A 22,182-nucleotide genomic window follows, 5' to 3' on the forward strand; every position below is an offset into this window, starting at 1 on the left:
TTTTGGTCGCTGCATTCGGACTTCTGCAAGCTTGCTCGGTGTCGGCACCGATGGTGTTCCCCTAACCGAGGGTGACCAAGCATGCAAGAAAGCGTGATGCAGCGCATGTGGAACAGCGCCTACCTTTCAGGTGGAAACGCTGCCTATGTGGAAGAGCTCTACGAGCTCTACCTGCACGACCCTAACGCTGTGCCAGAAGAGTGGCGCACCTACTTTCAGAAGCTGCCTGCCGACGGCAGCTCTGCCACCGATGTTTCGCACTCCACAATTCGCGATCATTTCGTGCTGCTGGCAAAGAACCAGCGCCGCGCCCAACCGGTTTCCGCCGGCAGCGTGAGCAGTGAGCACGAGAAGAAGCAAGTTGAAGTGCTGCGATTGATCCAGGCCTACCGTATGCGTGGCCACCAGGCAGCCCAGCTTGACCCGCTGGGGCTGTGGCAGCGTCCTGCACCTGCAGACCTGTCGATCAATCACTACGGCTTGACCAATGCCGATCTTGATACGACCTTCCGTGCCGGCGACCTGTTCATCGGCAAAGAGGAAGCGAGCCTACGCGAAATTCACGAAGCGTTGCAGCAGACATATTGCCGCACCATCGGCGCTGAATTTACGCACATCACCGATTCCGAGCAGCGCCAGTGGTTCCAGCAGCGTCTGGAAAGCGTGCGTGGCCGTCCGGAATATTCCGCGGACATCAAGAGCCACCTGCTCGAGCGCGTGACGGCCGGTGAAGGCCTGGAAAAATACCTGGGCACCAAATACCCGGGCACCAAACGTTTCGGTCTGGAAGGCGGCGAAAGCCTGATTCCGATGCTCGACGAACTGATCCAGCGTTCCGGTTCCTACGGCACCAAGGAAGTCGTCATTGGCATGGCCCACCGTGGCCGTCTGAACGTACTGGTCAACACCTTCGGCAAGAACCCGCGCGAGCTGTTCGACGAGTTCGAAGGCAAGAAGAAGGTCGAGCTGGGTTCCGGTGACGTTAAATACCACCAGGGCTTCTCGTCCAACGTAATGACCACCGGCGGTGAAGTTCACCTGGCCATGGCGTTCAACCCGTCCCACCTGGAAATCGTTTCCCCGGTGGTCGAGGGTTCGGTTCGCGCCCGTCAGGATCGTCGCAACGACCCTACCGGTGAGAAGGTTCTGCCGATCTCCATCCACGGTGATGCTGCATTCGCCGGTCAAGGCGTGGTCATGGAAACCTTCCAGATGTCGCAGACCCGCGGTTTCAAGACCGGCGGTACCGTGCACATCGTGATCAACAACCAGGTCGGTTTCACCATCAGCAACCCGCTGGACTCGCGCTCCACCGAGTACGCGACCGACGTTGCGAAAATGATCCAGGCGCCGATCCTCCATGTGAATGGTGATGATCCGGAAGCCGTGTTGTTCGTGACCCAGTTGGCCATCGACTACCGCATGCAGTTCAAGCGTGACGTGGTGATCGACCTGGTCTGCTACCGTCGTCGCGGCCACAACGAGGCCGACGAGCCAAGCGGCACCCAGCCTCTGATGTATCAGCAGATCACCAAGCAGCGCACCACCCGTGAGCTGTACGCTGATCGTCTGACCCAGGCCGGTGTGCTGGACGCCGAGCGTGTTCAGGCGAAAGTCGACGAATACCGCAACGCGCTGGACAACGGTCTGCACGTCGTGAAATCGCTGGTCAAAGAGCCGAACAAAGAGCTGTTCGTGGACTGGCGTCCGTATCTGGGCCACGCCTGGACTGCGCGTCACGACACTCGCTTCGACCTCAAGACCCTGCAGGAACTGTCCGCCAAGCTGCTGGAAATTCCGGAAGGCTTCGTGGTTCAGCGTCAGGTCGCGAAGATCTACGAAGACCGTCAGAAGATGCAAGCCGGCGGCCTGCCGATCAACTGGGGTTACGCCGAAACCATGGCGTACGCGACCCTGGCGTTCGAAGGTCACCCGATCCGCATGACCGGTCAGGACATCGGCCGCGGTACGTTCTCGCACCGTCACGCTGTGCTGCACAACCAGAAAGATGCCGGTACCTACATTCCGCTCAAGCATCTGTATGAAGGTCAGCCACGCTTCGACCTGTACGACTCGTTCCTGTCGGAAGAAGCCGTACTGGCGTTCGAATACGGTTACTCGACCACCACGCCGAACGCGCTGGTGATCTGGGAAGCCCAGTTCGGCGACTTCGCCAACGGTGCACAGGTTGTTATCGACCAGTTCATCACCAGCGGCGAGCACAAGTGGGGCCGTCTCTGCGGTCTGACCATGCTGCTGCCACACGGCTACGAAGGCCAGGGCCCTGAGCACAGCTCGGCACGTCTTGAGCGTTACCTGCAGCTGTGCGCCGAGCACAACATTCAGGTGTGCATGCCGACCACTCCGGCCCAGATCTACCACTTGCTGCGCCGTCAGGTGATTCGCCCGCTGCGCAAGCCATTGGTCGTTCTGACTCCAAAGTCGCTGCTGCGCCACAAACTGGCCATCTCGACCCTGGAAGATCTGGCCGAAGGTTCGTTCCAGACCGTTATCCCGGAAATCGATGCCCTGGACCCGAAAAAGGTCGAGCGCGTTGTTCTGTGCAGCGGCAAGGTCTACTACGACCTGCTGGAAAAACGTCGTGCCGAAGGCCGCGAAGATATCGCCATCGTGCGTATCGAGCAGCTGTACCCGTTCCCTGAGGACGACTTGAAAGAAGTCCTGGCTCCTTACACCAACGCCAAAGCGGCCGTGTGGTGTCAGGAAGAGCCGATGAACCAGGGCGCCTGGTACTGCAGCCAGCACCACCTGCGTCGCAGCATCAGCAACCTCAACAAATCTCTCGTACTCGAGTACGCGGGCCGTGAGGCTTCTGCTGCCCCAGCATGTGGTTACGCATCGATGCACGCCGAGCAGCAGGAACAACTGCTGCAAGACGCGTTTACCGTTTAACGCCTTCGCGCACCTGAAACCGAATTTAAGGAACCACAGATAATGGCTATCGAGATCAAAGCCCCCACTTTCCCGGAATCGGTTGCCGATGGCACCGTTGCCACCTGGCACAAGCAACCGGGCGACGCCGTCAAGCGTGACGAACTGATCGTCGACATCGAAACCGACAAAGTCGTACTGGAAGTGCTGGCTACCGCCGACGGCGTGCTGGGCGCAATCGTCAAGGGCGAGGGCGAAACCGTCCTGTCCGACGAAGTCCTGGGCTCCATCGTTGAAGGCGGCGCTGCTGCTGCCGCTCCGGCTGCCGCTGCTGCTCCGGCCGCAGCCGCCGCTGCACCTGCTGCCGCTGATGGCGAAGACGACCCGATCGCTGCTCCTGCCGCGCGCAAGCTGGCTGAAGAGAACGGCATCAACATCGCTTCCGTTGCCGGCACCGGCAAAGGCGGTCGCGTGACCAAGGAAGACGTGGTTGCAGCCGTTGCTGCCAAGAAAGCCGCTCCGGCTGCTGCGCCTGCCAAGGCTGCTGCTCCGGCCGCCGCCGCTCCTGTGTTCGCCGCTGGCGACCGCATCGAGAAGCGCGTTCCGATGACCCGCGTTCGTGCCACCGTTGCCAAGCGTCTGGTTGAAGCTCAATCGAACATGGCGATGCTGACCACTTTCAACGAAGTCGACATGACCGAAGTCATGGCCCTGCGTTCGAAGTACAAGGATCTGTTCGAGAAGTCCCACAACGGCGTACGCCTGGGCTTCATGTCGTTCTTCGTGAAGGCTGCCACCGAAGCGCTGAAACGCTTCCCGGCGGTCAACGCTTCGATCGATGGCAACGACATCGTTTACCACGGTTATGCCGACATCGGCGTCGCTGTTTCCAGCGACCGCGGCCTGGTGGTTCCGGTTCTGCGTAACGCCGAACACATGAGCCTGGCTGAAATCGAAGGCGGCATCGCCACCTTCGGCAAGAAAGCCCGTGACGGCAAACTGTCGATGGACGAAATGACCGGCGGTACCTTCACCATCACCAACGGTGGTACCTTCGGTTCGATGATGTCGACCCCGATCGTCAACCCGCCGCAGGCAGCGATTCTGGGCATGCACAACATCATCCAGCGTCCGATGGCCATCAACGGTCAGGTCGTGATCCGTCCGATGATGTACCTGGCACTGTCCTACGATCACCGTCTGATCGATGGCAAAGAAGCTGTAACCTTCCTGGTGACCATCAAGAACCTGCTGGAAGATCCGGCTCGTCTGTTGCTGGATATCTGATAGAAGCAGTCACGCGCTGCAAGCTTCAAGCTGCGGGAAAACGCAGCCTGGCTTGCAGCGCGCGGCTTGAAGCTTTTCGCTAAAGAGGATTTTTTGAATGTCGCAGAAATTTGACGTAGTAGTGATCGGTGCGGGCCCTGGCGGCTACGTGGCAGCTATCAAGGCCGCGCAACTCGGCCTGAGCACTGCCTGCATCGAGAAGTACACCGATGCTGAAGGCAAGCAAGCCCTGGGCGGCACCTGCCTGAACGTAGGCTGCATTCCTTCCAAGGCGCTGCTGGACAGCTCCTGGAAATACAAGGAAGCGAAAGAAAGCTTCAACGTCCACGGTATCTCGACCGGCGAAGTCAAAATGGACGTCGCTGCGATGGTTGGCCGCAAGGCTGGTATCGTCAAGAACCTGACCGGCGGTGTTGCCACCCTGTTCAAGGCCAACGGCGTTACTTCGATTCAGGGCCACGGCAAACTGCTGGCCGGCAAGAAAGTCGAAGTCACCAAGCCGGACGGCTCGGTTGAAGTCATCGAAGCCGAAAACGTCATCCTGGCTCCAGGTTCGCGTCCGATCGACATTCCACCGGCTCCGGTCGATCAGAAAGTCATCGTCGATTCGACTGGCGCTCTGGAATTCCAATCCGTACCTAAACGTCTGGGCGTGATCGGCGCTGGCGTGATCGGTCTGGAACTGGGTTCGGTGTGGTCGCGTTTGGGTGCAGAAGTGACTGTTCTGGAAGCCCTGGACACCTTCCTGATGGCAGCGGACACCGCGGTTTCCAAGGAAGCGCTGAAAACCCTGACCAAACAGGGTCTGGACATCAAGCTGGGCGCCCGTGTAACCGGCTCGAAAGTGAACGGCGACGAAGTCGTTGTGAACTACACCGACGCCAACGGCGAACAGACCATCACTTTCGACAAGCTGATCGTAGCCGTTGGTCGCCGTCCGGTGACCACTGATCTGCTGGCTGCCGATAGCGGCGTGACCCTGGACGAGCGCGGTTTCGTGCACGTTGACGATCACTGCGCCACCACCGTACCGGGCGTTTACGCCATCGGCGACGTGGTTCGCGGCATGATGCTGGCTCACAAGGCCTCGGAAGAGGGCATCATGGTTGTCGAGCGCATCAAGGGTCACAAGGCCCAGATGAACTATGACCTGATCCCTTCGGTTATTTATACTCACCCGGAAATCGCATGGGTCGGTAAAACCGAGCAGGCCTTGAAAGCTGAAGGCGTTGAAGTTAACGTCGGCACCTTCCCGTTCGCAGCATCCGGCCGTGCCATGGCCGCCAACGATACCGGTGGTTTCGTCAAGGTCATCGCCGATGCCAAGACTGACCGCGTATTGGGCGTGCACGTGATTGGCCCGAGCGCCGCAGAACTGGTTCAGCAGGGCGCGATCGGTATGGAATTCGGCACCAGCGCTGAAGATCTGGGCATGATGGTTTTCTCCCATCCGACCCTGTCTGAAGCCTTGCACGAAGCCGCTTTGGCAGTGAATGGCGGCGCCATCCACATTGCCAACCGCAAGAAGCGTTAAGACACACAATAAGAAACCACGGCGGTACGGCCCGTCGTGAGCCTTGCGTGCAAGACTCACCGCGGAATGTCCGCTGGACGCAGCCTTGCGTAGCTGCACCGGGTATCCGGAAAGGCTACGCAAGCAGCAGTCACAGGTGGCGCGGCACTCATAAAGAGCGCAGCGCCGAATGCGCAGTACCTAACGAAGACGGTAAAAAGCATGAATCTTCACGAGTATCAGGGTAAGCAGCTGTTCGCTGAATACGGCCTGCCAGTTTCCACTGGTTTCGCAGTAGACACCCCGGAAGCAGCAGCAGAAGCTTGCGACAAAATCGGCGGCAACGAGTGGGTTGTCAAAGCCCAGGTTCACGCCGGTGGTCGCGGTAAAGCGGGCGGCGTCAAGCTGGTTCGCAGCAAAGAAGACGCCAAAGCCTTCGCACAGCAGTGGCTGGGCAAGCGTCTGGTGACTTACCAGACTGATGCCAACGGCCAGCCAGTCACCAAGATCCTGGTTGAATCGTGCACTGATATCGCTAAAGAGCTGTACCTGGGCGCTGTCGTTGACCGTTCGAGCCGTCGCATCGTGTTCATGGCTTCCACCGAAGGTGGCGTGGACATCGAGAAAATCGCTCACGACACTCCAGAAAAAATTCTGAAAGCCACTATCGATCCACTGGTTGGCGCTCAGCCATTTCAGGGTCGCGAGCTGGCATTCCAGCTGGGTCTGGAAGGCAAGCAGGTTGCTCAGTTCGCCAAGATCTTCGTAGGTCTGGCCAAGCTGTTCAAGGATCACGACCTGGCTCTGCTGGAAGTGAACCCGCTGGTGATCAAGGCTGACGGCGATCTGCACTGCCTGGACGCCAAGATCAACATCGACGCCAACGCAATGTACCGCCAGCCTAAGCTGAAGACTTTCCACGATCCGTCGCAGGACGATCCGCGCGAAGCGCACGCTGCCAAGTTCGAACTGAACTACGTAGCACTGGAAGGCAACATCGGCTGCATGGTGAACGGTGCCGGCCTGGCCATGGGTACCATGGACATCGTCAACCTGCACGGCGGCAAGCCAGCCAACTTCCTCGACGTAGGTGGTGGTGCTACCAAAGAACGCGTAACCGAAGCTTTCAAAATCATTCTGTCCGACAGCAATGTCGCTGCAGTACTGGTTAACATCTTCGGCGGCATCGTTCGTTGCGACATGATTGCCGAAGGCATCATCGGTGCAGTGAAAGAAGTCGGCGTGAAAATCCCGGTTGTTGTTCGTCTTGAAGGCAACAACGCTGAACTGGGCGCTAAAGTACTGGCAGAAAGCGGTTTGAACATCATCGCTGCTACCAGCCTGACCGACGCTGCTCAACAAGTCGTTAAAGCTGCGGAGGGCAAGTAATGAGCGTCCTGATCAATAAAGACACCAAAGTAATCTGCCAGGGCTTCACCGGTGCGCAGGGTACTTTCCACTCCGAACAAGCCATTGCCTACGGCACCAAAATGGTTGGCGGCGTGACGCCAGGCAAAGGTGGCACCACTCACCTGAACCTGCCAGTGTTCAACACCGTGAAAGAAGCTGTAGAAGCCACTGGCGCCACCGCCAGCGTAATCTACGTTCCGGCTCCTTTCTGCAAGGACTCGATCCTGGAAGCGGCTTTCGGCGGCATCAAGCTGATCGTCTGCATCACCGAAGGCATTCCTACCCTGGATATGCTGGACGCCAAAGTTAAGTGCGACGAGCTGGGTGTTACCCTGATCGGCCCTAACTGCCCAGGCGTGATCACCCCAGGCGAATGCAAGATCGGCATCATGCCAGGTCACATTCACTTGCCAGGCAAGGTCGGTATCGTTTCCCGTTCCGGCACCCTGACCTACGAAGCTGTGAAGCAGACCACTGACGCCGGTTTCGGTCAGTCGACTTGCGTCGGCATCGGTGGTGACCCGATCCCGGGTTCGAACTTCATCGACATCCTGAAGCTGTTCCAGGAAGACCCGAAGACCGAAGCGATCGTCATGATCGGCGAGATCGGCGGTTCGGCTGAAGAAGAAGCGGCTGCCTACATCAAGGCCAACGTGACCAAGCCGGTTGTTTCCTACATCGCTGGTGTGACTGCTCCTCCGGGCAAGCGCATGGGCCATGCTGGCGCAATCATCTCCGGCGGCAAAGGCACTGCAGACGAGAAATTCGCTGCTCTGCAAGACGCAGGCGTGAAAACCGTGCGTTCGCTGGCAGACATCGGCAAGGCCCTGGCCGAGCTGACTGGCTGGGAAGTGAAGAAGTAAGCTTCGGCTGACTTCTCTGCTCCAGCAACAAAGGCCACCTTCGGGTGGCCTTTGTCGTTTCCGGCGTTCGGGTGGACGATGGCAATTTATAAGCACTCACCCAATAACATGCAAAAACGCGACACAGAAACGTCGCGTATCGGATAGTTCGCCCTCTAACAGTGCGTTTGTCGGGCAAATTCGTTAGGCTAGCCGCCATTTTGCGTCTGCCGCCCACAAGGCATGCAACGCGCTAAACGGGTCAGTCTTATACGGATTGACAGCATTTCCCTAACCCCACAGGGAAATCCCCCTCTAAATTCCGATTCAGTAGTGTGGTATTTCCTTAATGAAAGTTTTGAAAGGTCAGGACATCCTGGCACTTGGCTTTATGACATTCGCCCTGTTCGTCGGGGCCGGCAACATCATCTTCCCGCCTATCGTCGGTTTGCAGTCCGGGCCTAACGTCTGGATCGCGGCGCTGGGCTTCCTGATCACGGCAGTCGGTCTGCCGGTGGTCACCGTGGTTGCACTGGCCAAGGTCGGTGGCGCAATGGACGCCCTGAGCAGCCCGATCGGCAAGGTCGCCGGTGGCGTACTGGCTGCCGCGTGCTACCTGGCAGTCGGCCCGCTGTTCGCCACCCCGCGTACCGCGACCGTTTCCTTTGAAGTGGGTTTGGCGCCGCTGACCGGCGAGAGCCCGCTGGCACTGTTCCTCTACAGTTCGGTGTACTTCCTGCTGGTGTTCTTCATTTCGCTCTACCCTGGGCGTCTGCTGGACACCGTCGGTCGCTTCCTCGCACCCCTGAAGATCATTGCTCTGGCCGTGCTCGGCATCGCCGCATTCGCACTGCCGGCCGGTGACATCGGCGTGGCCACTCCGGAATACGTTGCGGCACCGTTCTCCCAAGGTTTCATCAATGGTTACCTGACCATGGATACCCTGGGCGCGCTGGTGTTCGGCATCGTCATCGTCAACGCGATCCGCTCCCGTGGCGTCGAGTCGCCGGCGCTGATCACCCGGTACGCGATCATCGCCGGGCTGATTGCCGGCGTCGGTCTGGCGCTGGTGTATGTCAGCCTGTTCCGTCTGGGTTCCGGCAGCCATGAAGTGGCCGCTGGCGCTACCAATGGCGCGGCGGTGCTGCACGCTTACGTGCAACACACCTTCGGTTCGCTGGGTAGCGGTTTCCTTGCGGTGCTGATCTCGCTGGCCTGCCTGGTGACGGCGGTCGGTCTGACCTGCGCCTGTGCTGAGTACTTCAGCCGCGTGTTGCCACTGTCCTACAAGACACTGGTGATCATCCTGGCTGCATTCTCGCTGCTGGTATCCAACCTGGGCCTGACCAAGCTGATCGCGTTCTCGATCCCGGTGCTCACCGCGATCTACCCGCCGTGCATCGTGCTGGTGGCCCTGAGCTTCTGCGCCGCGTTCTGGCATGAGCAGAGCCGCATCATGGGCCCGGTGATGCTGGTGTCGTTCGTGTTCGGCACCATCGATGCGCTGAAAGGCGCCGGTCTGGCGGACTGGATGCCATCGCAACTGGCCCACCTGCCGCTCAGCGAGCAAGGTCTGGCGTGGCTGGTGCCGTGCGTGATGACCCTGGTGGTTGCCGTGGTTTGCGACCGCCTGCTGGGCAAGCGCGCCGAAGCACTCGCTTAAGATTGCCGGGTCGCCACAAGCGGCTGCCGAGCGATTAAACAGAAATGCCCCGTATCAATCGATACGGGGCATTTTTTATGGGCTTCAGGCAGTGTCTTTTTCCCTCGACTAACGTCGAAGGGGAGCCGAAATCTTCATCACAGGGAATTGCATGTCGTTCATCCAAGCCAACCTGATCCATCTGCTGGCCGCGCTCTGGTTTGTCATCTGCTGGGGCGGTTACACCCGTTATGCCACCTGGAAGGGCCGTGACACCGCGTGCCTGGCCAGCGTGCTGCACCTGTACCGCGAAGACTGGATGCGCCGCATGCTGCTGCGTGACAACCGTATCGCCGACGCTAGCGTGATCGGCAACCTTGAACGCAACGCCTCGTTCTTCGCCTCCAGCACACTGATTATCCTGGCGGGCATCCTGACCGTGCTCGGTGCTTCCGAGCGCGCGGTGTCGCTGCTGGCAGACATTCCGATGGTGCAACAGGCCTCGCAGGGGATGTCGGAGATCAAGTTGCTGTGCCTGGCGCTGGTGTTCGTCTATGCCTTCTTCACCTTCAGCTGGTGCATGCGCCAGTACAACTTCGCCGCCATTCTGGTCGGCTCGGCCCCGATGATCGGTGAGCGGCAGGTCTCGGAGCAGGAGCGCAAGGCGTTCGCCTCGCGGGCGGCGCGGGTGATTTCGATGGCGGCCAACCAGTTCAACTTCGGTCTGCGCTCCTATTACTTCGGGATGAGCATGCTGGCGTGGTTCGTCAGCCCGTGGCTGTTCATGTTGATGAGCGCAGGCGTGGTGCTGGTGTTGTATCGCCGGGAGTTTCATTCCGACGTGCTCGATGTAATGGTCTATACCCCTACAGAGGCGCCATTGCCCGAAGCGAACAAAGAGGCTGCTTGATGAGTATTCCGTTCTGGTGTGTGTTTATCAGTGCATTGTTGATCTACGTGGCGCGCATGCCGGTCGGCAGGGCCATGAAAGAGCAGGGCGGTTACAACAACCACTTGCCGCGTCAGCAGCAGGCGCAACTCACCGGTTATGGGGCTCGGGCGCTGGCGGCACATCAGAACAGCATCGAAGCCTTCGCCCTGTTTGCCGTTGGTGTGCTGATGGCACACACCACGCAGACGGCGGGATGGCTGATCGATACACTGGCGATCATCTTTGTGATCTCAAGGATTTTCTATCTGTGGTTCTACCTGGCGGATATTCCCAAGCTGCGCAGTCTGGTCTGGCTGGTCGGCTTAGTGTGTTCATTGTTGCTGATGATTAGTCCGACTTTTAGAACCGTCTTGCTCTAAGCCGGCATGGGCAAAAAATCACAGGCAAAAGAAAACCCGCACTTGGCGGGTTTTCTTTTTGGCCAGCGAGAAGCGGCTTATTGCTTCTTGGCAGCTTCTTCTTGCGCTGCAGCGTTCGATTCGGCCTGATCTTTGGCGGCTTCGGCATTTTCTTTCGCCGCGTCGTTCACTTTATCCTGAGCTTCGTTCATTTTCTGCTGAGCTTGTTCAGCATGTTGGTTGGCATCTTGAGCTTTGTCCTCGGATTTTTTATCGCAGGCAGCGAGACCGAGGGAAGCGGTCAACATCAAGGCAATAGCTAAAGTCTTACGCATGGGGTGTTTCTCCTTATGGAAAATAACTACTGGCCTTAAGAACTCGCGCCCAAGGGTTAAGTTCCTCATTTGTTTCAGATATATAAGTTTGTTTTGCAATGGAACTTTTGCTGTTCTTTCCACTACCGGGAACAGCGACTAACAAGAGTAATTATCAAATGGCCGAAAACCCCGTTTTTGAGCGTGCGACATGGTTTCTCTCGGCCCTGCGTCACTGTCAGGTACTGGGATTGAAAGTGCACAGCGCCAGCCACGAAGGCCTGACGGTGGTGCTGCCGTACAGTGCGCAGATCGTCGGCAACCCGCTGACCGGCGTGGTCCACGGCGGGGCGATCACTTCGCTGATGGACACTGCATGCGGCATGTCGACCCTGTGCGTGCTGCCGGAATTCGAAGTCTGCCCGACCCTCGATCTGCGCATCGACTACATGCACGCCGCCGAGCCACATAAAGACGTGTATGGCTTCGCCCAATGTTATCGAGTCACCACAGATGTGATCTTCGCTCGCGGCTTTGCCTATCAGGATGATCCCGAGCAGCCGATTGCCCATGTCGTCGGCACCTTCATGCGCATGGGCAAAGGCCTTAAAGGCACGAAAGGCTTTGGTGGCGCGATCAAGGGAGAAAGCTCATGAGCGACGATTTCAAGCAGCAACTGCAAGAGGCACACGCAAAGGGTGACTATGCGCCGCTGCTGAAGCTGATTCCCTATGCCGAGCTGATTGGTGTCGAGTGTTCGCGGGTCGGTGATGACTTGCTGTTCAAGCTGCCGGCAAACAAGGACAACATTGGTAACCCTCTATTGCCGGCGATCCACGGCGGGGTGATTGCCGGGTTCATGGAGCTGTCCGCCGCCCTGCACCTGTTGATTTTCACCGGCGCGCCGGGTGTGCCGAAGATTATCGATTTCTCCCTCGATTACCTGCGGGCCGGGCAGTTTCGCGACACCTGGGCCCGGTGTCAGGTCTGCCGTCAGGGCCGGCGGGTGGCCAACGTCGCGGTCACGGCCTGGCAAAGCACCGAAAGCGAACCGATTGCCACCGCCCGCGCGCATTTCAAAATCGATGAGCCCTTGAAATCCTGAAGCACGCCCCCAACTCACAGAACAACCCGCCGCCGACCGGCAAGGTCGCGGCCAATGCCATCTGATTGGAGTTTGATGACCATGAGTGTGGAAACTCAAAAGGAAACCCTGGGCTTCCAGACCGAGGTGAAGCAATTGCTGCACCTCATGATCCATTCGCTGTATTCCAACAAGGAAATCTTCCTTCGCGAATTGATCTCGAACGCCTCTGACGCCGTCGACAAATTGCGCTTCGAAGCCCTGGCAAAGCCTGAGTTGCTCGAAGGTGGCGATGAACTGAAAATCCGTGTGAGCTTCGACAAGGACGCCAAGACCGTCACCCTCGAAGACAACGGCATCGGCATGAATCGTGACGATGTGATCACCCACCTGGGTACCATCGCCAAATCCGGCACCGCCGATTTCATGAAAAACCTGTCCGGCGATCAGAAGAAGGATTCGCACCTGATCGGCCAGTTCGGTGTGGGCTTCTACTCGGCCTTCATCGTTGCTGACAAAGTTGACGTGTACAGCCGTCGCGCCGGCACCGCTGCCAGCGAAGGCGTGCACTGGTCGTCGAAAGGCGAGGGCGAATTCGAAGTCGCCACCATCGACAAACCGGAACGCGGCACCCGCATCGTCCTGCACCTGAAATCCGGTGAAGACGAGTTTGCCGATGGCTGGCGCCTGCGCAACATCATCAAGAAGTACTCCGACCACATCGCGCTGCCGATCGAGCTGCCGAAAGAAGCGGCCGCGGCCGAAGGCGAAGAGAAGCCTGAAGTTGAATGGGAAACCGTCAACCGCGCCAGCGCCCTGTGGACCCGTCCTCGCACCGAAGTCAAGGACGAGGAATATCAGGAGTTCTACAAACACATCGCCCACGACTTCGAAAACCCGCTGTCGTGGAGTCACAACAAGGTTGAAGGCAAGCTCGAGTACAGCTCGCTGCTGTATGTGCCGGCCCGCGCACCGTTCGATCTGTACCAGCGTGAAGCGCCGAAAGGCCTGAAGCTGTACGTGCAGCGCGTGTTCGTGATGGATCAGGCCGAGTCCTTCCTGCCGCTGTACCTGCGCTTCATCAAGGGCGTGGTCGACTCCAACGACCTGTCGCTGAACGTGTCGCGGGAAATCCTGCAGAAAGACCCGATCATCGACTCGATGAAGTCGGCGCTGACCAAGCGTGTTCTGGACATGCTGGAAAAACTGGCGAAGAACGAGCCTGAGCAATACAAGGGCTTCTGGAAAAACTTCGGTCAGGTCATGAAAGAAGGCCCGGCAGAAGATTTTGCCAACAAGGAAAAAATTGCCGGTCTGCTGCGTTTCGCATCGACCAACGGCACCGATGGCGAGCAGATCGTCGGTCTGGCCGAGTACCTGGCGCGCGCCAAGGAAGGTCAGGACAAGATCTACTACCTCACCGGCGAAACCTACGCGCAGGTCAAGAACAGCCCGCACCTGGAAGTCTTCCGCAAGAAAGGCATCGAAGTGCTGCTGCTGACCGACCGTATCGACGAGTGGCTGATGAGCTACCTCAGCGAATTCGACGGCAAGACGTTTGTCGACGTCGCGCGCGGTGACCTGGACCTGGGCAACCTGGACTCGGAAGAGGACAAGAAGGCCGCAGAAGAAGTCGCCAAGTCGAAAGAAGGACTGGTCGAGCGTCTGAAAACCGCACTGGGCGATTCCGTTGCCGAAGTCCGGGTTTCCCATCGCCTGACCGATTCGCCGGCCATCCTGGCGATTGGCGAGCAGGACCTGGGTCTGCAAATGCGTCAGATCCTTGAAGCCAGTGGGCAGAAGGTGCCGGATTCGAAGCCTATCTTCGAATTCAACCCGAGCCACCCGCTGATCGAGAAGCTCGACAACGAGGCCAGCGAAGATCGCTTCAGCGACCTGTCGCACATCCTCTTCGACCAGGCCGCCCTGGCGGCGGGCGACAGCTTGAAAGACCCGGCCGCTTATGTGAGCCGTCTGAACAAGCTGCTGGTCGAGCTGTCGGCTTGATCAAACTGTAGAAAAACCCGCTTCGGCGGGTTTTTTCATTCTGGAATTCAACCAATCTGGAGTCAGAAATGAGCCAAGTCACTGTACGTTCCGTGGTCTATCGGATTGACGGCCAGCCTTATGAAGGTCGCCTGGCATTTGACGCCGAGCACAAGGGCGCGCGTCCGGGCCTGCTGATGGCGCCGAACTGGATGGGTGTCAGCGCTGGCGCTGAAGAGATCGCCAAATCGGTGGCGGCCAAGGGTTATGTGGTGTTGATCGCTGACGTATACGGCCAGGCCGTGCGTCCGCAGAACGCTGATCAGGCCGGTGCGGCGATGATGCCACTGAAGAATGATCGTGCGCTGCTGCGCAAGCGTATGCAGGCCGCATTCGAGCAATTGCAGAAGCAGGGCGAAGCGGCGGTCGATACCTCGAAACTGGCGGTGTTCGGTTTCTGCTTCGGCGGCTGCTGTGCGCTGGATCTGGCTCGCACCGGTGCCTCGGTAAAAGCGGCGGTGTCGTTCCACGGCACCCTGGATTCGCCGAATCCGGCGGACGCCAAGAACATCAAGGGCTCGGTGCTGGTGCTGCACGGTGCTTCCGATCCGCTGGTGCCGAAAGAGCAGTTGCCGGCATTCGAAGACGAGATGAACGCTGCTGGTGTGGACTGGCAGTTGCTGAGCTACGGCGGCGCGGTGCACTCGTTCACCGATCCGCACGCCAATGTGCCGGGCAAGATGATGTACGACGCGAAGACCGCAGCGCGTGCGTTCAAGTCGATGCATGACTTGCTGGAAGAGGTGTTCAAGGGCTGAATCGGCTGAACACACTCCCACGCCTGGTGTGGGAGTGTTGCTTTACAGCGGTGTCGGCTCGCTGCGCGATTTAGGCAGCTCGATCCGCTCGACTTCCCCCGGCACCGTCGGCCAATCCCCGGCCGCCCACTTGCGCCGCGCCTCATCGATCGCCGCCGGATCGCTCGCGACAAAATTCCAGTTGATCCGCCGTGGACCGTCCAGTGGCGCACCGCCGAACAGCACCGCGTGGCTGTCGCTTTCGGCGAACAGGCTCATCTCTTCCCCGGTCGGCAACACCACCAGTGCATGGGGTTCGACCGCTTCGCCATTCAGCTGCACATCACCACTCAACACGTACAGCGCCCGCTCTTCATGCTCGGTCGGGATCAGCAGTGTGGTCGCGGTTTGCATCTTCAATTCGGCATACAGCGTAGGAGAAAGCACCGGCACCGGCGATTCCAGGCAAAAGCCTGACCCGGCGATCATGCGGATCTGTACACCGAGGTTATCGCTGACCGGCAAGGTCGAGGCCGGGTGGTGGCTGTAATGCCCCGGGCCTTGTTCGTGGTCCCTGGGCGAGGCGAGCCAGATTTGCAGGCCGTGCATCTTGAAGCTTTGTTCCCAAAGCGGTTCGGGCGTGCGCTCGACGTGAGCGATCGCCGTGCCGGCGGTCATCCAGCTGACATCGCCGGCGCTGACCACCTGATCCGAACCCAGGCTGTCCTTGTGCTGGATCTGCCCGTCGAACAAATACGTAAGGGTCGACAGACCGATGTGCGGATGCTGTCGGATGTTCATGCCTTTGCCCGCCGGATAAACCGTTTCGAGCATGTGGTCGAAAAACACGAAAGGTCCGACGCTGCGGCATTTGGCTGACGGCAGCGGGCGCAGAATCGGCTGGCCTTCGACGTCTTCGGCGCGCGGGCGGATGATCAGGGGTTGGGTGTCCATGGTCCATTCCAGGCTGAGCGGGTGATGCGTGGAGCATAACCCGCCGGTGTCGTCGGGGTGATTACTGGCTGTCGAAGCCGACGGGTGCGTGGGTTTCGATGGTGACTTCGCTGGTGGTCATCAGCTTGTGGATCGGGCAGCGGTCGGCAACACGCAGCAGTTCTTCGCGCTGGGCATCGGTGAGCACGCCCTTGAGGGTGAGGGTCACGTGCAGGGCGTATTTGCCTTTCTGCTCCTGGCTGTTGTCGCGTTTGACCTCAACGCCGACGCCGGTCAGCGGGATGTCCTTTTTCTTCGCGTACAGCTTCAGGGTCAGAGCCTTGCAGGCACCGAGGGCGGCGTCGAAGTAATCGTGCGGCTCGGGAGCCGAGCCTTCACCGCCGGCAGTCGTCGGGACATCGGCAAACAGCTCATGCTCATCGATCTGAACGGTGTGGCGAAAACCCTCGGCGGACACGGTATTGACGGTAACGGTCATGTGAACCTCGCAAGCAGTAGGAAAAGGGATTCGATCAAAAAAGACCTTGCAGGTATAGAGCATTTCCCACACAGGCGCGTTCCACTTTCTTGCCGGGTGAACCCTCGTTGCCCGGCGAGGGTCTAGGCTATGCCTGTCTGCCGGAGAACGCTTGTGTCCGTGTTTCGTTTGAGCCTTGCCGTCCTGATGGTTTTCACCGGCGCCGCCAGCGCCCGGGAATACACCTACAGTGACGCGCACCTGCATTACGTGGATTTTTTCCAGGAAACTGCCGGCATGCCGAAATTGCTCACGGCCATGAAGGAAAACTCCATTGAGCATGTGATGATTTCCGGCATTCCCGTGGCGAAGAAATGGCACGAAGACGAGCCGAAGCGCCCGCGTTATTACGCTGGCGATGATGCCGATGCCTATTGGTACAGCGCGACGGACGTGATCGTCGCCGACGCGGTGCAGAAGCTCACGCCGGAGCAGCGCCAGTCCTTTCACCCGTTTCTTTCAGGCTTCAACCCCAACGACAAGAACTCCGCCGCGCACATTCAGCGCATGCTCGATCTGTATCCCGGCTTGTGGCAGGGCATCGGCGAGGTCTTCACCCGTCACGACGACCTGACCGCGCTGACCTCCGGCGACACGCCGCGCGCCAACAACGAAGCCATGACCCGCATCTATCACCTGGCCGCCGAAAACGATCTGCCGGTGATGCTGCATTCCAACATCACTTCCAAGCGTGAGAAGAATCCGCTGTACCTGAAGGAAATCGAAGAGCCGCTGCGTAATCATCCGCACACCCGATTCATTTGGGCCCATGCCGGCACCAGTGCCGAGATCCATCGTCATCAGACGCAACTGGATTTTCTGCTGCCGACCCTGACGCGAATGCTGGAAGCGTATCCGAACCTGTTCATCGATCTGTCGTGGAGCCTGCTGACGCCTTATCTGCTGGACGAAAAGGGCCAGCCGCGAGCGGAGTGGGTGCAACTGGTGGAGCGCTATCCGGATCGCTTCATGATCGGTTCGGACGTGGTCGGGCGATTCAACAAACTCGGTAAGGAAATTCATAGCTTCAAGCCGTTTCTCGACGCCTTGCCTGAGGCAGTCGCGAAAAAAGTCGCACGGGACAACTTCCTGGCGATCTTGCCGCGAACAGCGCTCAAGTCCGGTCAACCTGCGCTGAATCGTTAATGCCGACGGTTCGTAGGATCAAGGCCTTTTGATATCGCGTTTTGGTCTTACGCATTTTTTACAAGGGCCGATACCTTCTAGAGCAACCAGCTGCAGGGTTGATGCAGCGCTTTTGGAAGGAACCAGAGCAATGAGTATCCGTAGTCTCAATATTGCACCCCGGGCCGGGCTGGGTTTTGGCGTGCTGGCGCTGATGGTGTTTGCCCTTGGGGCGTTCGCACTGTTGCAGATGTCAAACATGCGCGCGCAGTCCGACGAGGTCGACAACAACTGGTTGCCCAGCGTGATGGCGGTGGGCGAGATGAGCCAGGACATGCTGCGCCTGCGCGCGTTGACCATGCGCCTGTTGCTCAATCGCGATCCGCAGGCGCTGGATCAGAACGTGGCCAAGCTCAATGATTTGCGCGGTGTGCTGAGTGAAGCCCAGCAACGTTACGACAGCCTGATCGCATTGCCCGAAGAGCGCGCGCTGTTCGACCGCTTCAAGGTCGCCGAACACAAGTATCTGGAGTTTCAAGCGCAGGTGATGACCTTGTCTGCTCAGGGACGAGTGGAAGAGGCGGCCGCCATTCTCAATGGGCAGATGAGCCCGCTGGCGGATGAAATTGCGGTGACCCTGCGTGAACTGGTCGAGCTGAACAAGCACAACGCCAACCTCGCCACTGAGGCCGCACGTTTGGTGTTCACTAACTCGCGGGTGTGGGTCGGGGTGATGATCGGCATCACCGCGCTGATTACCGTCGCCCTGGCGTTGTTGCTGACCCGCAGCATCGTGCTGCCGCTGTCGCAATCACTCAGTGTTGCGGAAGTGGTGGCCGGTGGCGACCTGACCGGGGATATCAGCATTTCCGGCAAGGACGAACCGGCGCGACTGCTGCACGCGCTCAAGAGCATGCAGCACAACCTGCGCGACACTATCCGCCAGATCTCGGAGTCTTCCAGTCAACTGGCCTCGGCTTCGGAAGAATTGAGCTGTGTTACCGAAGACGCCACGCGGGGGCTGCACCAGCAGAGTCTGGAAATTGAACAGGCGGCCACGGCGGTCAATCAGATGACCGCTGCCGTGGAAGAGGTGGCGAGCAATGCCGTCGCGACTTCCGTGGCCTCCCGTGAGTCAGATCGAATCGCCCAGCATGGCCGTGAGCAGGTCCAGCAGACCGTGTCGTCCATCGAGCTGCTGGCGGACGATGTCACCGCCAATGCCGCGCAGGTGGAAGATCTGGCGCAGAAGGTCTACAGCATCAGCAAAGTACTGGATGTGATTCGCTCGATTGCCGAGCAGACCAATCTGCTGGCGTTGAACGCGGCGATCGAGGCTGCGCGGGCGGGGGATGCCGGGCGGGGTTTTGCGGTGGTGGCGGACGAAGTGCGGGCGCTGGCCCATCGCACTCAGCAGTCGACGCAGGAGATCGAGCAGATGATCGGCGGCATCCAGCAGGGCACCGATTCGGCGGTCAGCTCGATGCAGCAGAGCAACGTCCGGGCGCGCTCGACTCTGGAGTTGGCGAAGGCCGCCGGCGTTGCGCTTGAGGAAATCGCTTCGGCATTCACCTTGATCAACGAGCGCAATCTGGTGATCGCCAGTGCGTCGGAAGAGCAGGCGGCCGTGGCGCGGGAGGTCGATCGCAACCTGATGAATATTCGTGATCTGGCGATGCAGACGTCTGCGGGGGCCAATCAGACCAGTGCCGCGAGTCAGGAACTGTCGCGGCTGGCGGTGGATCTGAACAGCATGGTGGCCAAGTTCTCGGTCTGATCAGCGTTCGGCAGGCGAAAAAAAGCCCCGCATTTGCGGGGCTTTTCGTTGGATCAGCTGCCTTTGACCGTCTTGCCGTTGACCGTGCCGTCGAGGAGCATGATGTTGTACTCCTTGCCGTCGGTTTCGACCTGTTGCAGGCGAACCAGCAGGTAATCCCAGTCCTTGGCGAACCACAGGACGGTGATGCGCTTGCTTTGTGTCGGATCGCGGACGCGCTCGACCTTGATCGCATCGATCTGGCCGGCCTTGGTTTCGACTTTCTCCGAACCCAGCACGCGGAAGTCGTAGGTATCGACTTCGCCATCATCGACCACCTGATAGCTCATGCTTTTCTTGCCGGCGGCCACGTCATGCTGCAGCGCCAGTTGATAGGTGGATTTGTCGACCATGCCGCGGTTGAGCGGGATTTTCACCGCGTCGCCGCGGTCGGTGCCGGTCACCAGCTTGTTGGCCCAGTCGAAGTCCAGGTCAGCCTTTTTCGCCTTGCCCAGACCACCGCGTTCAAAGTGGTAGGACTGTGGCAGCAGGGTGTCCTTGTCCAGGGTCAGGGTGCTTTCCTCGGACAGGCTGGCAATCATCATCGAGGCTTTGAAGCTGAGCTTCCAGACGCCGTTGGCCTGTTTGGTCAGGCTGCGCTCGGCGGTGCCGCTCATGGGCAGCTGTTTCCAGTCGGCAGTGTAGCTGGCGGAGAACGGTTGAAGGTCTGCCGCCTGGGCAAAAGGCAGGGCGAGCAGAGCGCAAGCGAAGAGCAGGGCGCGACGCATAAAATCTCCTAGTTTCGAATCAAGTGACCGCTGGCCCCGAGTAACTGGCCATCCAGTAAAGCACCTTGCTCGCCGAGGCTCAGCCGTCCTTCGGCGAACCAGCGTACGGCCATCGGGTAGATCAGGTGTTCCTGAGCGTGAACCCGCTGCGCCAGACTTTGCGGCGAATCGTGCAACTCTACCGGTATTACTGCCTGTACGACCAGTGGTCCGCCATCGAGTTCCTCGGTGACGAAGTGCACGGAGCAGCCGTGTTCGGCGTCGCCGGCTTCCAGCGCGCGCTGATGAGTGTGTAACCCTTTGTATTTGGGGAGTAGCGACGGGTGGATGTTGAGCAGGCGACCCTGGTAGTGACGGACGAAGTCAGCGCTGAGAATGCGCATGAAGCCGGCCAGTACCACGAGTTTGGGATTGAATTCGTCGATCAGTTCGATCAGAGCGGTATCGAAGGCCTCGCGGCCCTCGAATCCCTTGTGATCCAGCGAGCGGGTGGCGATACCCGCGTCACTGGCGCGTTGCAGGCCGTAGGCGTCGGCGCGGTTGGAAATCACCGCAGCGATGCGGACCGGGCTGTCGCCGGTCCGCGTGCTGTCGATCAGGGCCTGCAAGTTACTGCCGGTGCCGGACAACAGCACCACGACATCACAGGTCTGGGACATCAGTGAGCCTTGAGGTTCTTCAGTTCGACCTGGGCCGCGCCTTCGGCAGCGGCAGCGATCTGACCGATGACCCAAGGCTGCTCGCCGGCGTCACGCAGGGTGTTCAGCGCAACTTCAACGTGCTCCTGAGCCACGCAGATCACCATGCCCACGCCGCAGTTCAGCACGCGGTGCATTTCGGTTTCGTCGACGTTGCCTTTCTCTTGCAGCCAGTCGAAGACGGCCGGGCGGTTCCAGCTGGCCACGTCAACCACGGCCTGAGCGCCTTTTGGCAGAACGCGCGGGATGTTGTCGAGCAAACCGCCACCGGTGATGTGGGCCATGGCCTTGACCGCGCCGGTGTCCTTGATCAGCTTGAGCAGCGGCTTCACGTAGATGCGGGTCGGGGCCATCAGCAGTTCGGTCAGCGGCTTGCCGTCGAGCTGAACGGTTTCGATATCGGCACCGGACACTTCGATGATCTTGCGGATCAGCGAGTAACCGTTGGAGTGCGGGCCGGACGATGGCAGGGCGATCAGGGCGTCACCGGTGGCGACTTTCGAGCCGTCGATGATTTCGGCTTTTTCCACGACGCCGACGCAGAAGCCGGCCAGGTCGTAGTCTTCGCCTTCGTACATGCCAGGCATTTCAGCGGTTTCGCCGCCGACCAGCGAGCAGCCAGCCAGTTCGCAGCCTGCACCGATACCGGTAACCACGGTGGCCGCTACGTCGACGTTCAGCTTGCCGGTGGCGTAGTAGTCGAGGAAGAACAGCGGCTCGGCGCCGCACACCACCAGATCGTTGACGCACATGGCGACCAGGTCCTGGCCGATGCTGTCGTGCTTGTTCAGGTTCAGCGCCAGGCGCAGTTTGGTGCCGACGCCGTCAGTACCGGAAACCAGCACCGGCTGCTTGTAACCGGCCGGGATCTCGCAGAGGGCGCCGAAACCGCCCAGGCCGCCCATGACTTCCGGGCGCGCAGTGCGCTTGGCGACGCTCTTGATGCGTTCGACCAATGCTTCACCGGCGTCGATGTCTACACCGGCGTCCTTGTAGCTCAGGGAGGGTTGCTTGCTCATGATCCAGGCCTTTAGGGGAGGGGATTCAGGGGTAACGACCGAGTTCAGCGGGAACGCCGAATCCGACAGGGGGCGATTGCCTCACGCGAAGTTCGGGGTGCCCGGCTGTTGCCGGTCTGCGAAGGCGCGCGATTTTATCAGGCTTGAGGGGCAGCGGCCATCCTCACGCCGACGGGCAGGGGCATATCGGTGGAAAAATTTTGCAATTGACGCTGTGGGCGACATCACGGGTGCCTGTATAAGGAACCGTCTATCGTTAGGACTGTGC

General features: G+C 59.5%; 20 protein-coding genes and 1 pseudogene. 15 read left to right on the top strand and 6 right to left on the bottom strand.

The annotated features are described in order from the left end of the window. Positions 1-81 precede the first annotated feature (81 nt). The 8 genes from QRN46_RS09750 (at position 82) to QRN46_RS09785 (ending at position 10,897) form a co-directional block, all read left to right on the top strand. Positions 82-2,913, top strand: coding sequence for a 2-oxoglutarate dehydrogenase E1 component (locus QRN46_RS09750; RefSeq protein ID WP_011333115.1), 2,832 nt, complete (start codon positions 82-84; stop codon positions 2,911-2,913). Between the two features lie 42 nt (positions 2,914-2,955). Next, entirely contained in the window at positions 2,956-4,179 is a 1,224-nt protein-coding gene (gene odhB / locus QRN46_RS09755) for a 2-oxoglutarate dehydrogenase complex dihydrolipoyllysine-residue succinyltransferase (RefSeq protein WP_085648494.1), read from the top strand. Between the two features lie 97 nt (positions 4,180-4,276). Continuing rightward, positions 4,277-5,713, top strand: coding sequence for a dihydrolipoyl dehydrogenase (lpdA, locus tag QRN46_RS09760; RefSeq protein ID WP_011333117.1), 1,437 nt, complete (start codon positions 4,277-4,279; stop codon positions 5,711-5,713). A gap of 201 nt (positions 5,714-5,914) precedes the next feature. Then, positions 5,915-7,081, top strand: coding sequence for an ADP-forming succinate--CoA ligase subunit beta (sucC, locus tag QRN46_RS09765; protein ID WP_007959029.1), 1,167 nt, complete (start codon positions 5,915-5,917; stop codon positions 7,079-7,081). Then, positions 7,081-7,965 (top strand): succinate--CoA ligase subunit alpha, encoded by an 885-nt coding sequence (sucD, locus tag QRN46_RS09770; RefSeq protein WP_011333119.1) that lies wholly within the window; start codon positions 7,081-7,083, stop codon positions 7,963-7,965. Before sucC ends, sucD begins: the two co-directional genes overlap by 1 nt. 328 nt (positions 7,966-8,293) lie before the next feature. Beyond that, positions 8,294-9,607: a branched-chain amino acid transport system II carrier protein gene (gene brnQ / locus QRN46_RS09775; RefSeq protein ID WP_011333120.1), complete on the top strand. Its 1,314-nt coding sequence runs from the start codon at positions 8,294-8,296 to the stop codon at positions 9,605-9,607. A 151-nt stretch (positions 9,608-9,758) separates the two neighbouring features. After that, positions 9,759-10,496: a DUF599 domain-containing protein gene (locus QRN46_RS09780; RefSeq protein WP_011333121.1), complete on the top strand. Its 738-nt coding sequence runs from the start codon at positions 9,759-9,761 to the stop codon at positions 10,494-10,496. After that, complete coding sequence (locus tag QRN46_RS09785; protein ID WP_085655465.1) at positions 10,496-10,897, top strand: MAPEG family protein; 402 nt, start codon at positions 10,496-10,498, stop codon at positions 10,895-10,897. Before QRN46_RS09780 ends, QRN46_RS09785 begins: the two co-directional genes overlap by 1 nt. 77 nt (positions 10,898-10,974) lie before the next feature. Here QRN46_RS09785 and QRN46_RS09790 read toward each other — a convergent pair whose 3' ends face one another. After that, positions 10,975-11,211, bottom strand: a complete 237-nt coding sequence (locus tag QRN46_RS09790; protein WP_011333123.1) for a hypothetical protein — start codon at positions 11,209-11,211, stop codon at positions 10,975-10,977. Between the two features lie 158 nt (positions 11,212-11,369). On the opposite strand from QRN46_RS09790, the gene QRN46_RS09795 reads away from it, so the two are divergent. From QRN46_RS09795 to QRN46_RS09810, 4 genes are all read left to right on the top strand, one after another. Continuing rightward, positions 11,370-11,846 (top strand): PaaI family thioesterase, encoded by a 477-nt coding sequence (locus QRN46_RS09795; RefSeq protein ID WP_285354587.1) that lies wholly within the window; start codon positions 11,370-11,372, stop codon positions 11,844-11,846. Then, positions 11,843-12,295 (top strand): PaaI family thioesterase, encoded by a 453-nt coding sequence (locus QRN46_RS09800; protein ID WP_285354588.1) that lies wholly within the window; start codon positions 11,843-11,845, stop codon positions 12,293-12,295. Before QRN46_RS09795 ends, QRN46_RS09800 begins: the two co-directional genes overlap by 4 nt. Before the next feature lie 81 nt (positions 12,296-12,376). Continuing rightward, complete coding sequence (htpG, locus tag QRN46_RS09805; protein WP_285354589.1) at positions 12,377-14,281, top strand: molecular chaperone HtpG; 1,905 nt, start codon at positions 12,377-12,379, stop codon at positions 14,279-14,281. Positions 14,282-14,349: 68 nt separating this feature from the next. Next, positions 14,350-15,078, top strand: a complete 729-nt coding sequence (locus QRN46_RS09810; protein WP_285354590.1) for a dienelactone hydrolase family protein — start codon at positions 14,350-14,352, stop codon at positions 15,076-15,078. Between the two features lie 42 nt (positions 15,079-15,120). Here the strand turns inward: QRN46_RS09810 and QRN46_RS09815 are convergent, their stop codons facing one another. Together QRN46_RS09815 and QRN46_RS09820 are read right to left on the bottom strand one after the other, a co-directional pair. Continuing rightward, positions 15,121-16,011, bottom strand: coding sequence for a pirin family protein (locus QRN46_RS09815; RefSeq protein ID WP_285354591.1), 891 nt, complete (start codon positions 16,009-16,011; stop codon positions 15,121-15,123). 61 nt (positions 16,012-16,072) lie between these two features. After that, on the bottom strand, positions 16,073-16,489 hold the full coding sequence (locus QRN46_RS09820) for an OsmC family protein (protein WP_007959010.1): 417 nt from the start codon (positions 16,487-16,489) through the stop codon (positions 16,073-16,075). A gap of 186 nt (positions 16,490-16,675) precedes the next feature. Here QRN46_RS09820 and QRN46_RS09825 point away from each other — a divergent pair, with 186 nt between their 5' ends. The 3 genes and pseudogenes from QRN46_RS09825 to QRN46_RS29115 all read left to right on the top strand — a co-directional run bounded on the left by QRN46_RS09825 (position 16,676) and on the right by QRN46_RS29115 (position 19,430). Continuing rightward, positions 16,676-17,674, top strand: a complete 999-nt coding sequence (locus tag QRN46_RS09825; protein ID WP_373423152.1) for an amidohydrolase family protein — start codon at positions 16,676-16,678, stop codon at positions 17,672-17,674. 130 nt (positions 17,675-17,804) lie between these two features. After that, positions 17,805-18,575 (top strand): annotated as a pseudogene (locus QRN46_RS29110) (MCP four helix bundle domain-containing protein); the annotation flags it as partial. Then, the gene (locus QRN46_RS29115) at positions 18,567-19,430 is read left to right on the top strand and encodes a methyl-accepting chemotaxis protein (protein ID WP_489105391.1); all 864 of its coding nucleotides are present in this window, start codon (positions 18,567-18,569) and stop codon (positions 19,428-19,430) included. The pseudogene QRN46_RS29110 and the gene QRN46_RS29115, both read left to right, overlap by 9 nt. Before the next feature lie 53 nt (positions 19,431-19,483). Here QRN46_RS29115 and QRN46_RS09835 read toward each other — a convergent pair whose 3' ends face one another. Genes QRN46_RS09835 through purM form a run of 3 tightly spaced genes read right to left on the bottom strand, consistent with a single transcriptional unit; the run spans position 19,484 to position 21,914 of the window. Then, positions 19,484-20,197, bottom strand: coding sequence for a DUF3108 domain-containing protein (locus tag QRN46_RS09835; RefSeq protein ID WP_007950391.1), 714 nt, complete (start codon positions 20,195-20,197; stop codon positions 19,484-19,486). Between the two features lie 8 nt (positions 20,198-20,205). After that, complete coding sequence (purN, locus tag QRN46_RS09840) at positions 20,206-20,856, bottom strand: phosphoribosylglycinamide formyltransferase (protein ID WP_011333131.1); 651 nt, start codon at positions 20,854-20,856, stop codon at positions 20,206-20,208. Further along, positions 20,856-21,914 (bottom strand): phosphoribosylformylglycinamidine cyclo-ligase, encoded by a 1,059-nt coding sequence (gene purM, locus QRN46_RS09845; RefSeq protein ID WP_011333132.1) that lies wholly within the window; start codon positions 21,912-21,914, stop codon positions 20,856-20,858. Before purM ends, purN begins: the two co-directional genes overlap by 1 nt. Between the last annotated feature and the right edge of the window lie 268 nt (positions 21,915-22,182).

The organism is Pseudomonas sp. lyk4-R2A-10, from assembly GCF_030209075.1.
GTDB lineage: Bacteria > Pseudomonadota > Gammaproteobacteria > Pseudomonadales > Pseudomonadaceae > Aquipseudomonas > Aquipseudomonas glycinae.

Bases quoted from the DNA above. Each gene is read 5' to 3' on its own strand.
- QRN46_RS09750 (WP_011333115.1), top strand. From the start codon at position 82: ATGCAAGAAAGCGTGATGCAGCGCATGTGGAACAGCGCCTACCTTTCA.
- odhB (WP_085648494.1), top strand. From the start codon at position 2,956: ATGGCTATCGAGATCAAAGCCCCCACTTTCCCGGAATCGGTTGCCGAT.
- lpdA (WP_011333117.1), top strand. From the start codon at position 4,277: ATGTCGCAGAAATTTGACGTAGTAGTGATCGGTGCGGGCCCTGGCGGC.
- sucC (WP_007959029.1), top strand. From the start codon at position 5,915: ATGAATCTTCACGAGTATCAGGGTAAGCAGCTGTTCGCTGAATACGGC.
- sucD (WP_011333119.1), top strand. From the start codon at position 7,081: ATGAGCGTCCTGATCAATAAAGACACCAAAGTAATCTGCCAGGGCTTC.
- brnQ (WP_011333120.1), top strand. From the start codon at position 8,294: ATGAAAGTTTTGAAAGGTCAGGACATCCTGGCACTTGGCTTTATGACA.
- QRN46_RS09780 (WP_011333121.1), top strand. From the start codon at position 9,759: ATGTCGTTCATCCAAGCCAACCTGATCCATCTGCTGGCCGCGCTCTGG.
- QRN46_RS09785 (WP_085655465.1), top strand. From the start codon at position 10,496: ATGAGTATTCCGTTCTGGTGTGTGTTTATCAGTGCATTGTTGATCTAC.
- QRN46_RS09790 (WP_011333123.1), bottom strand. From the start codon at position 11,211: ATGCGTAAGACTTTAGCTATTGCCTTGATGTTGACCGCTTCCCTCGGT.
- QRN46_RS09795 (WP_285354587.1), top strand. From the start codon at position 11,370: ATGGCCGAAAACCCCGTTTTTGAGCGTGCGACATGGTTTCTCTCGGCC.
- QRN46_RS09800 (WP_285354588.1), top strand. From the start codon at position 11,843: ATGAGCGACGATTTCAAGCAGCAACTGCAAGAGGCACACGCAAAGGGT.
- htpG (WP_285354589.1), top strand. From the start codon at position 12,377: ATGAGTGTGGAAACTCAAAAGGAAACCCTGGGCTTCCAGACCGAGGTG.
- QRN46_RS09810 (WP_285354590.1), top strand. From the start codon at position 14,350: ATGAGCCAAGTCACTGTACGTTCCGTGGTCTATCGGATTGACGGCCAG.
- QRN46_RS09815 (WP_285354591.1), bottom strand. From the start codon at position 16,011: ATGGACACCCAACCCCTGATCATCCGCCCGCGCGCCGAAGACGTCGAA.
- QRN46_RS09820 (WP_007959010.1), bottom strand. From the start codon at position 16,489: ATGACCGTTACCGTCAATACCGTGTCCGCCGAGGGTTTTCGCCACACC.
- QRN46_RS09825 (WP_373423152.1), top strand. From the start codon at position 16,676: ATGGTTTTCACCGGCGCCGCCAGCGCCCGGGAATACACCTACAGTGAC.
- QRN46_RS29115 (WP_489105391.1), top strand. From the start codon at position 18,567: ATGCAGCACAACCTGCGCGACACTATCCGCCAGATCTCGGAGTCTTCC.
- QRN46_RS09835 (WP_007950391.1), bottom strand. From the start codon at position 20,197: ATGCGTCGCGCCCTGCTCTTCGCTTGCGCTCTGCTCGCCCTGCCTTTT.
- purN (WP_011333131.1), bottom strand. From the start codon at position 20,856: ATGTCCCAGACCTGTGATGTCGTGGTGCTGTTGTCCGGCACCGGCAGT.
- purM (WP_011333132.1), bottom strand. From the start codon at position 21,914: ATGAGCAAGCAACCCTCCCTGAGCTACAAGGACGCCGGTGTAGACATC.